Origin of the sequence: Streptomyces sp. DI166, from assembly GCF_900091315.1 — a bacterium.
Lineage (GTDB): Bacteria > Actinomycetota > Actinomycetes > Streptomycetales > Streptomycetaceae > Streptomyces > Streptomyces fuscus.
In genome coordinates, this window is record NZ_FLSP01000009.1 from 99,617 (window position 1) to 113,242 (window position 13,626).

Consider the following 13,626-nt stretch of genomic DNA (forward strand, 5'->3'; position numbering starts at 1 on the left):
TCCTGTGACCGACCGGTGCTCGCCGGGGTCCGCCGGGCCGAGTACGATCCGCCCAACACGCGCACGAGCTGGGAGGACGGACGGTGGGGCGGCTGACCGGCGGGGATCCCTCGCTGCTGCGAAGGATCAATTCCGCTGTGGTGCTGCATGCGCTGCGGGCCACGGACAACGCGACCCTGACCGAGATCACCCGGGTCACCGGACTGTCCCGGCCGACCGTCGAGGGCGTCGTCGAGGACCTCATCGGGGCCGGGCTGGTGGTCGAGAAGGCCGCCGACGAGGGCGCGGCGCGCCGCCAGGGGCGGCCCGCGCGGCGCTTCCGGTTCCGGGCCGAGGCGGGTCATCTGCTGGGCCTGGACATCGGGCCGCACCGGGTCGCGGCGCTGCTGTCGGACCTGGACGGGCGGGTGCTCGGCTCGGTCGCCAAGGACGTGGAGGAGACCGCCACCGCCGACGAGCGGCTGGAGAAGCTGCGCACCGGTGTGGCCGAACTGCTGCGCCGGGCGGGTGTGGCCCGCGGTTCGCTGCGGGCCGTGGGCGCGGCGACGCCGGGGATCGTGGAGGCGGACGGCACGGTGCGGCTGAGCACGGCGCTGCCGCAGTGGTCGGGGCTGCGGCTCGGGGAGCGGCTGAGCCGGTCCTTCAAGTGTCCGGTGCTGGTCGAGAACGACGCCAACGCGGCGGCCGTCGCCGAGCACTGGAAGGGCGCCGCGACCGAGTCCGACGACATCGTGTTCGTCCTGGCGGGGCTGAGCCCCGGCGCGGGTTCGCTGATCGGCGGACGGCTGCACCGCGGGTTCGGCGGGGCGGCGGGTGAGATCGGCGCGCTGCATCTGCTGGGCCGCGAGGTGACCCCGGAGACCCTGCTGTCCACCACGAACGAGCCCCTGCACCCGCTCGACGAGCAGGCCGTGGCCGCGGTGTTCGCCAAGGCCCGCGAGGGCGACGAGGGCGCCCGCGCGGCGGTGGACCGTTTCATCCAGCGCCTCGTCCACGACACGGCGGCCCTGGTCCTGGCCCTCGACCCCGAGCTGGTCGTCGTGGGCGGCTGGGCGGCCGGCCTGGACGGCGTACTGGAGCCCCTGGAGCGCGAGCTGGCCCGCTACTGCCTGCGCCCCCCGAAGGTCACCCTGTCCCTCCTGGGCGAGGCGGCCGTCGCGACGGGTGCGCTGCGGCTGGCGCTGGACCACGTGGAGGAGCAGTTGTTCGCGGTGGAACAGACGGTGACGGCCCGCCGCTGACGCCGGCTCACGCCCCCGTTTCCGGGGCGCGGGGCGCCCCGGCGGGGATTCGCGGGCGCGCCCGGCGCGTGGCCTCACGGCGTTCGACGCGCCCGGCGCGTGCCCGTGTTGTCTCAGGATGCCTGGCGTTCCGGGGTCTCGTGGATTTCGACGCCGCCCGTGTCGCCGAAGGTCAGGCGGCAGGTGTCGGCGCGGTACGTGGCCACCGAGACCGCGGCGGTGCGGCCGCCGTCGGCGAAGTAGCGGGTGGTGACGACGAGGACGGGCGCCCCGGGCAGCCGGTCCAGCATCTTGGCGTCGTCCGCGCGGGCCGACCCCAGCTCGACGGCACGCTCCTGGCCCTCCAGCTCCAGCCGCTGCAGCTCGCGCAGCACGGCACGCGCGCGTGCCGCCCCGGCGGGCGCGTCGATGGCGCTGAGGTCCGGTACCGAGGAGACGGGGATGTACAGCAGCTCGGCGGCGACGGGCTGACCGTGCGTCACGCGGGAGCGGCGCACCACGTGCACGGTGTCCTCGGCGCCGGTCTCCAGGGCGGCCGCAACGCTCGCGGGCGGCGCCTCCAGGGTGCTGTCGGCGGGCTGCCAGTCGTCCCCCGCCGCCCCCGGCCACACGTGCTGCTCGGTGGTGCCCACCGCTACCCCCACGCGCGGCGGCGCCACCGTCGTACCGACACCTCGGCGGCGCTGGAGCCGACCTTCCAGTTCGAGCTGCTCCAGGGCCTGGCGGAGCGTCGCCCGGGCCACGCCGAAGCGGGCCGCCAGGTCACGCTCGTTGGGCAGGATCTCCCCCACGGAGAATTCCGAATCCAGCGCCTCGCTGAGCACGGTCTTGAGATGCCAGTACTTTGGTTCCGGCACCGTTTCCAGTTGCGTGGTCCCCACCCTGTCCTCCGCAATCACCGTGTTCCGGTGGCGTTTTAGCGCCGTTGTTTATTAAAGGTTGTTGCACTTCTCTGCGACCATAGGGCGGCCCCCACCCTTGGTCAATACCAATCCTCGGCCCCTTGCGCGGCCCGCGCCCCGGCCGCCGTGAAGCGTTCACCGGGCGTTCGCACAGGGCCGTTTTCTTGACGCGGCGGCAAAGTCCCCGTCGCGGAACGGGGGCTTCGAGCAGCCTCTAATCCAGGTTCAGGGAGCGCAACTTGTCCGGGTTGCGGATGACGTAGATCGACTGGATCCGGCCGTCCAGGAGTTCCAACTGGAACATGGCGTCGGGAGTGCCGTCCTCCAGGGCGAGCAGGGCAGGTCCGCCGTTGACCTCCAGGAAGCGGAACGACCGTCCCGGTACCCCCTTGGCCGCGGCGCCGACCAGGAATCGGCCCACCTTCTCGGCGCTCTCCACGACCCGCAGCGGCGCCCGGGACTTGCCGCCGCTGTCGCCGACCAGCCGGGCGTCGGGGGCGAGCAGCGACATCAGGCCGGTCATATCGCCCTCGGAGGCGGCGGCGAGGAAGCGTTCGGTGAGGTCACGGCGCTCGGCGGGGTCGACGTCGTAGCGCGGCCGCCGGTCGTCGACGTGCCGTCTGGCACGTCCGGCCAGCTGGCGTACCGCCGGCTCACCCCGGTCGAGGATCGCGGCGATGTCGGCGAAGGGATAGCCGAAAGCCTCCCTCAGCACGAACACGGCGCGCTCCAGCGGGGACAGCGACTCCAGGACGACGAGGACGGCGAGGGAGACGGTGTCCGCGAGCACGGCCCGCTCGGCGGTGTCCGGAACCGTGTCCCCGAAATCGGTGACGTACGGCTCCGGGAGCCAGGGTCCGACATAGGCCTCGTTACGGGCCTTGACCTGGCGCAACCTGTCGATCGCGAGGCGGGTCGTGACGCGCACCAGGAAGCCGCGGGGGTCCCGTACGCCGGCGCGGTCGGCGCTCGTCCAGCGCAGCCACGCCTCCTGCACGACGTCCTCCGCGTCGGCCACACGCCCGAGCATGCGGTACGCGACTTCCAGGAGGACGGGGCGGTGCTCTTCGAAGACGTCGGTCACGGTGTCGGTGCTCACGGCACCATCCCAGCCGACGGGTCGGGCGGTGTCCAGGCGAGCAGTCGCACACGCAAAGAACAGCGCACGGATCGCGCCGAGTTGGCCCGTACCCGGCGGGTCGGGGTGGGCCCAGGTCGGGTCTACCCGTCAGTAGCAATTGCTGACAAGCTGTCTACGGCATCGTCGACCATCACCGCCGAGGAGCACCCATGTCCGCCGCCACCGTCTCCTTCGAGGTCCCCTCCGCGCGGGGCCCGCGAACCGTGACCGTCTCGTACGCGCGCGTGGGCCGCGGTGAGCCGCTGCTCCTGCTGCACGGGATCGGCCATCACCGGCAGGCGTGGGACCCGGTGCTGGACATCCTGGCGACCGAGCGCGACGTGATAGCCGTCGACCTGCCCGGTTTCGGCGCGTCCCCGGCGCTGCCGGAGGGGCTGCCGCACAACCTGCCCACGGTGACCGCCACGCTGAGCGCCCTGTGCGAGGCGCTGGACGTGGACCGGCCGCATGTCGCGGGCAACTCGCTGGGCGGGCTGCTGGCCCTGGAACTGGGCCGGGAGAAGCTCGTACGGTCCGTCACCGCCCTGTCCCCCGCCGGATTCTGGTCGCAGAACGAACGCCGTTACGCCTTCACCCTGCTGCTGACGATGCGGCGCATCGCGGAGCGGATGCCCGAGCCCATGGTGCATCGCCTCGCCCGGAGCACGGCCGGTCGCACGGCCCTGACCAGCACCATCTACGCCCGCCCGGGCCGCCGTTCACCCGAGGCGGTGATCGCCGAGACCGCGGCCCTCGTCAACGCGCCCGCCTTCACCGAGACCCTCCGGGCGGGCGACGCGGTCCAGTTCACCGACGACGTCCCCGGTATCCCGGTCACCGTGGCCTGGGGCACCAGGGACCGCGTCCTCCTGCGCCGCCAGGGCATCCGGGCCAAGCAGATCATCCCCCGCGCCCGCCTCGTCCGGCTCCCCGGCTGCGGCCACGTCCCGATGAACGACGATCCGGCGCTGGTGGCGCGGGTGATTCTGGACGGCAGCCGGTGAGGAGCGGGGGCGGCGGGTTCCGGGTCCGGCGGCGCGGGGCCCGCGGGCGCGTTTCCGGCTGGAAGGCCTCGTGGGCCCCATCCCGGGCTCAACCGCCGGATGCTTCGCTGCCCCGCCCGGCCGCGGTGGGTACCTCGGCCTCCTCCCGGACCGTCGCGTCCGGGACCGGTCGGCGGCGCGACAGGGCCCCGGAGCCAACGGCGACCCCCGCTCCCACCAGTGCGCTCCCCACGGCCTGCGCCGCTCCGTACGACCCCGTGCCCACCAGGGGAGCCGTGCACGCGGCCGCCACCGGGATCAGGCCGGAGAACAGCGTGGCGCGCTCGGCGCCGATGCGCTGCATGGCCATGTACCAGCACACGAAGCCGATCACGGTGACGATCACGGCCTGCCACAGGAGCGCCGCGGCCTCCGTCCCGTCCGGGCGGCGCAGCCCCGCCGTCCCGTCGACAGCCAGGGACACGAGCGCGGATTCGGCCGCCGCCAGGCCGCACACCGTGGCGGAGAGCAGCCGCGGTCCCAGGGGGCGTACCACCGGCACGGCCAGCACGGCGAAGCCCACCTCGCCGGCCAGGGCGCACACCGAGAAGGCGATGCCCGTCGCGTCCGTACGGCCCCAGCCCTGGACGGTGAGCGCGCCCAGGGCCACGAGTGAGGCCCCGTAGAGCACGACCCGCTGCGGGCGGCGCCCGTCCAGCATCGGGACCATGACCGCCACCACCACCGGCGCGCACCCCACCAGCACCCCTGGAACCGCCGGTTCCGCGGAGCGCTCGGCGGCGATGACCGCGAGGTTGAAGCCCACCATGCCGACCGCGGCGAGCAGAGCCAGGCGGATCCACTGGCGGGCGGTGAGCGCCCGCAGCCGCGCGGTAGCGCCCCGGCCCGCCAAGGGAACGAGCAGCAGGCAGGCCAGTCCGTAGCGCAGGAACTGGCCGCCCGCGTAGGGGTAGTCGCCGAGGACGCTGTTGGCGGTGAAAGAGCCTCCGACGAGGACACAGGCGAGCGCGGCGAGCAGTGCCCCGCGCGTGGTGGTGGCGTTCATGGAACCGACGCTAGGAATGGGGGCGGTCCGGTTTAAGGTCCACTTTCATGACTGCTTCGGAGACCAATTCGCCGGGGGCCGAGAAGCGGGGAGCCGAGGAGCCAGGGGCCGGCGATCCGGGGGCCGAGGAGCCGGGCGCCGGTTCGGCCGCTTGGGAGCTGCTGCTGCCCGCCGCCGCGGCACCGGCACGCGCGCGTGGGCGGGCGTTGCAGGCGGCGCTGCGCGAGGCGGTGCGCTCCGGGCGGCTGGCCTCCGGGACGCGGCTGCCGTCGAGCCGTGATCTCGCCGCCGACCTTGGTGTGTCGCGAGGGCTGATCACCGAGGCGTACGAGCAGCTCACGGCGGAGGGCTATCTGCGCAGCGGCCGGGGCGCCGGTACCTGGGTGGGCGGTGCCGTGCGGTCGGCGCCGCCCCGCGCGCGTGACCTCGCGCCCCGCTCCCCCGGAACGCGGGCCGACTTCGTGCCCGGCACCCCGGACCTGTCGCTGTTCCCGCGCGCCGCGTGGGCCACGGCGCAGCGCGGCGTACTGGCCGAACTGCCGCACGCCGACCTCGGCTACCCCGACCCGCGCGGGCTGCCCCGGCTGCGCACGGCGCTGGCCGAACTCCTCGCCCGCCGCCGGGGCGTGGTCGCGGACCCGGAACGCCTCGTCATCGTGTCCGGGGTGGCGCAGGCGACGACGCTGCTCGGTTTCGCGCTGCACGCGCGCGGGCTGCGCAGCGTCGGCGTCGAGGACCCCGGCAGCCCGCAGCACAACGCGCTGTACGCCGCCGCGGGCGTCACCACGGTGCCCGTGCCGCTGGACGCCGAGGGCCTCGCCCTCGACCCGCTGCGCGCCTCGGGCGTACGGTCGATCGTCACCACACCGGCCCACCAGTACCCGACCGGGATCGCCTACTCCGCGCGGCGCCGCGCCGAACTCCTGGACTGGGCAAGGTCGATGGACGGGTACGTCCTGGAGGACGACTACGACGGCGACTTCCGCTACGACCGCGCCCCGGTGGGCGCCCTCCAGGGCCTCGACCCGGAGCGGGTGGCGTACACCGGCTCGGTCAGCAAGTCGCTCGCCCCGGGGCTGCGGCTCGGCTGGCTCCTCGTCCCGCAGGCGCTCGCGGACGAGGTCGTCGAGCGCAAGCGGACGATGGACCTCGGCCATCCCACCCTCGACCAGGCGCTGTTCGCCCGGTTCGTGGAGCGCGGCGACTACGACCGCCAGTTGCGCCGCTGCCAGCGCGCCTACCGGGAGCGCCGGGACGCCCTGGTCGCCGCGTTGGAGGAGTACTTCCCGGGCGCCCGGGTGTCGGGCATCGCGGCCGGACTGCACGTCATCGCCGTCCTCCCGAAGCGCTACGGCCCGGAAGCGGACTTCCACGCGCGCGTGACCGCCGCCGGGGTCGCGGTGCGGCTGCTGTCGGAGTGCGCGCACGCGCCGGGGGACCACGACGACGTACGGCTGGTGCTCGGCTACGCGCACCTGTCCCCGGCGCGCATCCGGGAGGGCGTGCGGCTCATGGCCGCGGCAGCCTGACACACGGGAGCCGACGCCGACGTCGGCGGAACCGAGGTTCCCGGACCGGACCGGACCGGGTCGGGTCGGGTCGGGTCGGGCAGTGGGTGGCGTAGCCTGCGGGTGTGCCGCGCACCGGCGTCATCCCTCGGCGCGCGGCACACCCGAACTCCCCGCCGCCGGGGCCGTATTCGCAGGTCAGGGCGATTGTCAGTGGTCGCCTCTACGGTTTTCCCATGACGCGATCACTGCAGGCAGTGGCCTATCGCCGACCCTCCGTGCTGGAATCGTCCGCGGACGGCCGACGCCTGGGTCTGGAGACCTCACGGGGCGCGACGCCGACCGGCGCCGCCGACCATCCCCGGTTCTTCGCCGGGTTCCTGACGCGCCCTCAGGCGGCCTCGGCGGGACTCCTCGCGGTGGCCGACGTGGCGGCGACGCGCTACTACCAGCGCCAACTGCGCGCCTCCCTGGACCCGGTGGTGACCGGGAACGGCGACCGGCTGCGCTTCGAGTCCTTCTCCGGCTGCGGCGGTGTGTACGCCCGCCTGGATGTGCTGACGGCGGGCCTCGACGGCGCCGAGGTGGGCCACGGCACGACGAACGTGGACGTCAACAACCCGCTGCGGGAGGCCCTCTCGCGGCTCGGCACGGACGATCCGCTGCACCTGCGCGTCGGCCCGGAGGAGCTGGCGGTGACCACGCTGGACGGGCCGGTGGTGGAGAAGAAGGTGCCGCTCCCGGACCGCTGGCTGCGCGGCTTCGCGGAGTCCCAGGTGATCGCGGCGGGCTTCGACCTGCGCGCCGAGCTTCCCGCGGCCGAGGCCGTGCGGTTCCTGCGCGCGCTGCCGAAGGCCGGGGTGCGGGGTGCCGCGGGCGGCCCGCGCTGGCTGGTCACTGCGGGGCGCGGGCTGCGCGCGACGAGCCGGGCGGTGCCGGGCGCGGTCTGTCTGCCGGGCCCGGAGCGACTGACCGCGCTCCAGCGGGCACTGCGGCACGCGACGGCGCTGCGGATCTACGGTCCCGCGGTCGGCGCGGGTTCGGCGCCGACCGCGAGCGCCTGGGAGCTGGTCCTGCCGGGCATGCGGCTCACCCTCACCCTGTCGCCGGACGCCTCGCGCGGCTTCTCGGGCGAGGGCGGGGCCCTGGACGCGCTCGCCACCGACGAGGCCGCCGAGGACGCGGAGCTGATCTCAGTGCTGCTGGCCTGGGAGCCGCGGATCGACATCGCCGACCTGGCGGCGTCCTCGGGGCTGAGCGCCGAGCGCGTCCGGGCGGCCCTGGTCCGTCTCGGCACCTCGGGCCGGGTCGGCTACGACACCGCCGAGGCGGCGTACTTCCACCGGGAACTGCCTTACGACTCCGCGCGCGTGGAGCGGCACAACCCCAGACTCCGCTCCGCGCGTGCGCTGGTCGCGGCGGGCGCGGTCGCCCTGGACGGCGTGCTCGGTACAGTGACGGCCGCGGACGGCCATGTGCACCGGGTGCGGGAAGAGGCGGGGGTGCTGAGCTGCACCTGCCAGTGGTGGGCGAAGTACCGGGGCGGACGCGGCCCCTGCAAGCACGCGCTGGCGGTACGCATGGTGCGGCGGGGCGAAGTGGCGGAGCCGGACGGGCGGACGGCACGGGTCGACGGGGGTGTGCGATGAGCGCGTTGACGGACGCGGTGCGGGCGGGCCGGATCACCGACGTGGCGAACCTGCTCGACGGGATGACGGACGGCGAACGGCGGGCGTTCGTGCCCGAGTTGAAGGACCTGCGCAAGGAACTGCGCGCCGACCGCTGGAGCGACCGGGGGCGCCGGGCGCTGCCCTCCCTGCACCTGGCCGGGGCGGCCTGCCAGACCGGCGCCGCGGCCGTGGCGAACTGGCTGGCGGCCACCGACTTCGCGTGGTCCCCCGCGCCGGCCGAGCTGCTGATCGACATCCTCTCCGACCGGGACCTCGACTGGATCGCCGATGTCACCCACCGGCTCGCCCGGCGCCCGGTGAGCGCGCGCGTGCCGTACGAGCTGATGCACGGCCTGGTGCTGCTCTCGGCCTGTCCGGTGCCGGTCACGGACGCCTATGTGCGCGGCTGGATGACGCAGATCTCCGCCAGTTGGGCGCGCGTCGGCTCGCTCGCGGACCGGCTCCGGCCGGAGCCGCAGCTGCCGGAGCTGGTGGCCTCGCTGTTCGAGATCGACGAGCTCGGCTCGGTGTTCGGGTGGCTGGCCGGTGACGGCCCCAACAGCTGGCAGTCCTCCCTCACCCGCCTCGCGGACGAGGGCACCCTGGACCGGGCGAAGCTGCTGGACGGGTGCGTGTCCCGGCTGTTGCGGGGCGGGCGTCCGGCCGATGTCCGGCCGTTCCTGCGGCTGCTCCAGGCACTGGCCCCCACGCCGCGGGAGCAGCGGGAGCGGATCGCGGACTGGACGGCGCTCGCCGCGGACGCCGTCCCACCGGTCGCCGCATACGCGCAGTCCCTGCTGGCCGCGCTCGCGGTGACGGGCGAACTCCCGCACCCGCGGCTGGCCGAGCTGTCGGAGGCGGTGCTGTTCCGCACGGAGAAGACCTTGGTCCGGGCCCAGCTCGTCCTGCTGGGCAAGGTCCTCACCCAGGACCCGACCGGCGCCGACACGCTGCTGCCACCGCTGGCACAGGCCTTCGGGCACCCCGACTCCCAGATGCAGGAGCGCGCGGTGAAGCTGGTGGAGCGGCACGCTTCGAGGATCGGCGAGCCGGGCATGGGTGACGAACTCCTCGCCGCCGCCGACCAGTTGAGCCCGGCTCTGCGGACCCGGGTGGCCGAGGCCCTGGGCGCCGCCCCGGAGCGGCGGGAGGAGTACGAGGAGACGCTGCCGCCGGTTCCCGCGCCCGTACGCCTCGCCCCCACGCCGGGGTCGCCCGCCGAAGTCGCCGAAGAGGTCGGGGTATTGCTGGCGGCAGTCGATGACGTGACCGCCTTCGAGCGCACGCTGGACGGCCTGGTGCGCGGCGCCCACAGCGATCCGGACGCCCTGCGGGAAGCCCTGGAGCCGGTGGTGGGACGTCTGCCGTGGTACGCGTCGGGCAACGTCAACGTGCACTACTTCCACCACCACCGCCATATCGAGACCGTGCTTGCCGCCCTGCTGAACAAGGGCGCGCCGGGATCCTCCTCCGATCCGCTGTCGGACGCGGGCTGCGTGCACAGCCCGCTCGGCCGGGCCTTCAACGCCCGCGTCTGGGAGATCGCCCGGCGCATCCCGGCCGACCCGCCGCCCTTCCTGCTGGCCACGCCCACCTGGAGCAGCGGTCTGATCGACCCGGAGGAGCTGGTGGACCGGCTCGCCGCCTATCGGGAGGCCGACGCCCGGGTCATGGGCACCGACTTCGCGCAGGCACTCCTCCGGGTCCGCCGCCAGGACCGTACGGCGGCGCGGGCGGCCGCGGAACGGGCGGCGGTGCTGGGCACACCCGAGGGAACACGGCTCGCCCAGTGGCTCACCGCGTCCGACCCGGCCCTTCCCCAGGTGCGGCGGCGTACCGACGGGCCCCGGATCCTGCTGGAGTCGGCCGAACTCGACTCCGTACAGCGGGACTTCCCGCCGGAGTTCCATCCGCTGGGCCGCCCGGTCACTGTCTACGCCGACCGCTGGCACTGCTACCACTGGGACGGCGACCTGCGCCCGCACTGGGCGGCCCTGTCGCCCGAGCAGCCCGAACCGGTCATGATCAGGGTGCTGCGGGACCTGTCGGACACCGCCGTCAACAGTGCCCGGGGTGTGGCGGAGATACTCCCCCGGCTCGCGGAGTCGGCCGGTGAGGCGGGCCCGGCCCTGCATCTCGGGCTGGCCTACGCGCTCGGCGCCCGGCACGAGGAGGACCGGCTGTCCGCCGTGGACGCCCTGCTCGTCCTGGCGGCGCGGGGTCTGCTCGACGCCGGGCGGCTCGGCACGGATCTCGGGGAGCTGGTGGGCACCGGGGCTGTCAAGCCGTCGCGGCTGGTGGAATCGGTACGGACGGCGGCGGCCGGCGGGGCGTACGCCACGGTGTGGGAGATACTCCGGCACGCCCTGCCCGCCCTGCTGGCGGACCAGTCCGGCGAACGGCCGGGGACCCCGCCGCGCGGGCTCGCGGATCTGCTCGCCGTGGCGGCGGACTGCGCCGAGCGCACCGGCGCGCGGGGCGAGCTGCCGCATCTGGCCGGCACGGCGGACCGGCGGGGCTCCTCGCGGCTGGTGTCCCAGGCGCGTCGGCTGCGCAGCGCGCTGGCCGCGTGACACACAACGCCACGTGACACACAACGCCACGTGACACACAACGCCGCGTGACGCACAACGCCGCGTGACGCACACAACGTAGGGACAAAAACAGCCAAAACACGACCGTTACCCGGTGGTCACAAACCGTTCGTGATCACGCAACACCGTTCCTTCACAGTGGCCGCATGAGTCGAGACATGTCTGATGTGACGCGCGCGAAGAACGGCCGTCCTGTCCACCACTGGCGGCGGGACGTCATCGAACTCGCCGCGCTCTTCACGGCCGTCGCGGTCGCCGACGCCGTCGCCAACCTGATCGGGCACGGCCCCGACGGGCCTCAGCTGCTGCTGGTGTCGGCGGCCGTACTGATCGCCACGGCCGCGTTCCACGTGTGGTGGGCACGCCGCCACGGCCACGCACCGCCCGCGGACGATACCGGTGCCCGGTCCGCCGCCGAGCGGACCGGGCCGTCGGAGGTCGCCTCCGGTGAGAGCACGCTGTGGCGGATGCGCACCACGGTGAAGGACGAACCGGGTTCGCTGGCCGCGCTGTGCACAGCCCTGGCGGAGCAGCGCGTCGACATCCTGAGCCTGCAGACGCATCCGCTGGGCGACGGCACCGTCGACGAGTTCCTGCTGCGCGCCCGGGGCGGCCTGGCCGCCGCCGAGATCACCCGTGCCGTCTCCCTGGCGGGTGGCACCGGCACCTGGATCGAGCGGGCCGACACCCACGACCTCGTGGACGCGCCGACCCGAGTCCTGGGCCTCGCCACCCGCACCGCCCTCGACGCCGCGGAACTGCCCCTCGCGCTGCGGCAGTTGCTCGGCCGCTGCACGATCCGCCAGCTCCCCGGCGCCCCGGTCGCCGGACGGGCCCCACAGGGCGTGCCCGTGGAGGGCGTGCTGGAGGACACCGTGATACGGCTGCGGGCACCGGAAGGCGGAGTGATCACCGTGGAGCGGCCGTACCTGCCGTTCACCCCCACCGAGTTCGCGCGGGCGCGCGCCCTGGTCGAGCTGGACGCCCGGCTGGGCCCGCGGGTCCCGGCCGGTGAGGACGTACTGACGCTGCCGGAGGGCAGCGACATCACCGTGCGCCGCGCCGGTCCGCGCGACGTCGAGGCCGCGAAGGCCATGCACGAGCGGTGCTCGACGCAGACGCTGAGCAGGCGCTACCACGGCCCGGTCGGCGACGCGGACCGGTATCTGAACCACCTCCTCAGCCCGCGGTACGGGCGCACGCTCGCCGTGCGGACGGCGTCGGGACGGATCGTCGGCCTCGGTCACCTGCTGTGGGACGGTGACGAGACCGAGGTGGCGCTGATCGTCGAGGACGCCTGGCAGCGCCGCGGCATCGGCGGCGAACTGCTGCGCAGGCTGGTGCGGATGGCCGAGTCGGCCGGCTGCGCGAGCGTGTACGCGGTGACGCAGGCGTCCAACACCGGGATGGTGGCGGCCATGCGGGGGCTGGGGCTCCCGCTCGACTACCAGATCGAGGAGGGCACGCTGGTGATCACCGCGCGCCTGGCCGCGCCGCTGCGGACCGAGCGGGAAGCGGCGGACCGGCACCTCGGTCTGCCCCAGCGCGGCTGACCCGGAAGCCGTCCGTGCGCCTGATCAGGTTCCGTTGATCAGGCGCACGGCTATGTCGGGGCTGAAGACGCCGGCGGCCACGGTCGGCGCGATACCGCACTTGCCGTCGCTGTTGCCGGGCGTCTTGACCCAGAGCAGCATGTCGGCGCCGCCTCCGGTCTGCGGTGGTGTGCCGAGCCTGCGGCCGGGCGGGTTGCACCACTCGCCGTTGGAGCCGTTGCCGTTGCGGCTGGTGTCGATGACGAAACGGGCGGTACCGCCGAGATCGGCCTTGACGGCGTTGGCGTACGTCAGGGACGCGCCGGTGGAGTAGTAGTTGGACACGTTGACGGAGAATCCGCGCACGTTGGCCACGCCCGCCGCGGCCAGCCGGTCGGCCATGGTGGCGGCCGAGGTCCAGCCCGCGTTGCCGCCGTCGAGGTAGGCCCAGGTGTTCGGGGCCTTCTGCTGGAACATGCGGGTCGCGTAGGTGAGCATGTCCAGGCGTTCGTTGATCTTCGTCTGGCTCATACAGCCGAAGTCGCCGAGGGCGTCGGGTTCGATGACGACCACGGCCGGGCGGTCGGCGACGGCCGCGGCGAAGGTGGAGATCCACGCCTTGTACTCCGCGACGCTGCCCGCGCCGCCGCCGGACTCCCCTCCGCAGGCGTCCCTGCCCGGGAGGTTGTACGCGACGAGGACGGGGAGTTTGTCGTGGCTGTCGGCCTGGCCGACGTAACTGGCGACGGCGCTGCCGGTGGAGCCGGTGCCGAACCAGCGGGCGATGGGCCGGGAGGCGATGTTCGACTGGATCGAGCCCGCGCGTGAGTCCGAGGGATGGGCGGCCACCCAGGCGGCTGGGCTGGAGTTCGGGTTGACGTAGAAGCCGCTGGTAAGGGTGGTCGGGTCGGCCGCCGACGCGGAGTCGGCGGAGGTCAGGGTCCAGACGGGGACGGCTGCGAGGCAGGCGAGTCCTGCCGCGACTCGGTGCAGCGTTTTCATGGGGCGAT

The 13,626-nt window shown here is 74.1% G+C and carries 10 protein-coding genes; 6 read left to right on the forward strand and 4 right to left on the reverse strand.

Annotation, left to right across the window (positions count from 1 at the left end):
• Positions 1-83: 83 nt before the first annotated feature.
• Positions 84-1,241, forward strand: a complete 1,158-nt coding sequence (locus GA0115233_RS07170; protein ID WP_093719244.1) for an ROK family transcriptional regulator — start codon at positions 84-86, stop codon at positions 1,239-1,241.
• A 113-nt stretch (positions 1,242-1,354) separates the two neighbouring features.
• Here GA0115233_RS07170 and GA0115233_RS07175 read toward each other — a convergent pair whose 3' ends face one another.
• Both GA0115233_RS07175 and GA0115233_RS07180 read right to left on the reverse strand, forming a co-directional pair.
• Positions 1,355-2,122, reverse strand: a complete 768-nt coding sequence (locus tag GA0115233_RS07175) for a GntR family transcriptional regulator (RefSeq protein ID WP_093719245.1) — start codon at positions 2,120-2,122, stop codon at positions 1,355-1,357.
• 235 nt (positions 2,123-2,357) lie between these two features.
• Positions 2,358-3,242 (reverse strand): RNA polymerase sigma-70 factor, encoded by an 885-nt coding sequence (locus GA0115233_RS07180; RefSeq protein ID WP_093719246.1) that lies wholly within the window; start codon positions 3,240-3,242, stop codon positions 2,358-2,360.
• A gap of 191 nt (positions 3,243-3,433) precedes the next feature.
• On the opposite strand from GA0115233_RS07180, the gene GA0115233_RS07185 reads away from it, so the two are divergent.
• A complete protein-coding gene (locus tag GA0115233_RS07185) occupies positions 3,434-4,267 on the forward strand; it encodes an alpha/beta fold hydrolase (protein WP_093719247.1) in 834 nt (277 codons plus the stop codon).
• A gap of 88 nt (positions 4,268-4,355) precedes the next feature.
• On the opposite strand, the gene GA0115233_RS07190 is transcribed toward GA0115233_RS07185, so the two are convergent.
• The gene (locus tag GA0115233_RS07190) at positions 4,356-5,312 is read right to left on the reverse strand and encodes a DMT family transporter (RefSeq protein WP_093719248.1); all 957 of its coding nucleotides are present in this window, start codon (positions 5,310-5,312) and stop codon (positions 4,356-4,358) included.
• Between the two features lie 47 nt (positions 5,313-5,359).
• Between GA0115233_RS07190 and GA0115233_RS07195 the strand changes: the two genes are divergently transcribed.
• The 4 genes from GA0115233_RS07195 to GA0115233_RS07210 all read left to right on the forward strand — a co-directional run bounded on the left by GA0115233_RS07195 (position 5,360) and on the right by GA0115233_RS07210 (position 12,637).
• A complete protein-coding gene (locus GA0115233_RS07195) occupies positions 5,360-6,841 on the forward strand; it encodes a MocR-like pyridoxine biosynthesis transcription factor PdxR (protein ID WP_093719249.1) in 1,482 nt (493 codons plus the stop codon).
• A gap of 215 nt (positions 6,842-7,056) precedes the next feature.
• Positions 7,057-8,469 (forward strand): SWIM zinc finger family protein, encoded by a 1,413-nt coding sequence (locus GA0115233_RS07200; protein WP_093719250.1) that lies wholly within the window; start codon positions 7,057-7,059, stop codon positions 8,467-8,469.
• Positions 8,466-11,063 (forward strand): DUF7824 domain-containing protein, encoded by a 2,598-nt coding sequence (locus GA0115233_RS07205; RefSeq protein ID WP_093719251.1) that lies wholly within the window; start codon positions 8,466-8,468, stop codon positions 11,061-11,063. The genes GA0115233_RS07200 and GA0115233_RS07205 overlap by 4 nt, the downstream gene beginning before the upstream one ends.
• Positions 11,064-11,242: 179 nt before the next feature.
• A complete protein-coding gene (locus tag GA0115233_RS07210) occupies positions 11,243-12,637 on the forward strand; it encodes a GNAT family N-acetyltransferase (protein ID WP_093719252.1) in 1,395 nt (464 codons plus the stop codon).
• A 24-nt stretch (positions 12,638-12,661) separates the two neighbouring features.
• Here GA0115233_RS07210 and GA0115233_RS07215 read toward each other — a convergent pair whose 3' ends face one another.
• Entirely contained in the window at positions 12,662-13,618 is a 957-nt protein-coding gene (locus GA0115233_RS07215; protein ID WP_093719253.1) for a glycoside hydrolase family 6 protein, read from the reverse strand.
• Between the last annotated feature and the right edge of the window lie 8 nt (positions 13,619-13,626).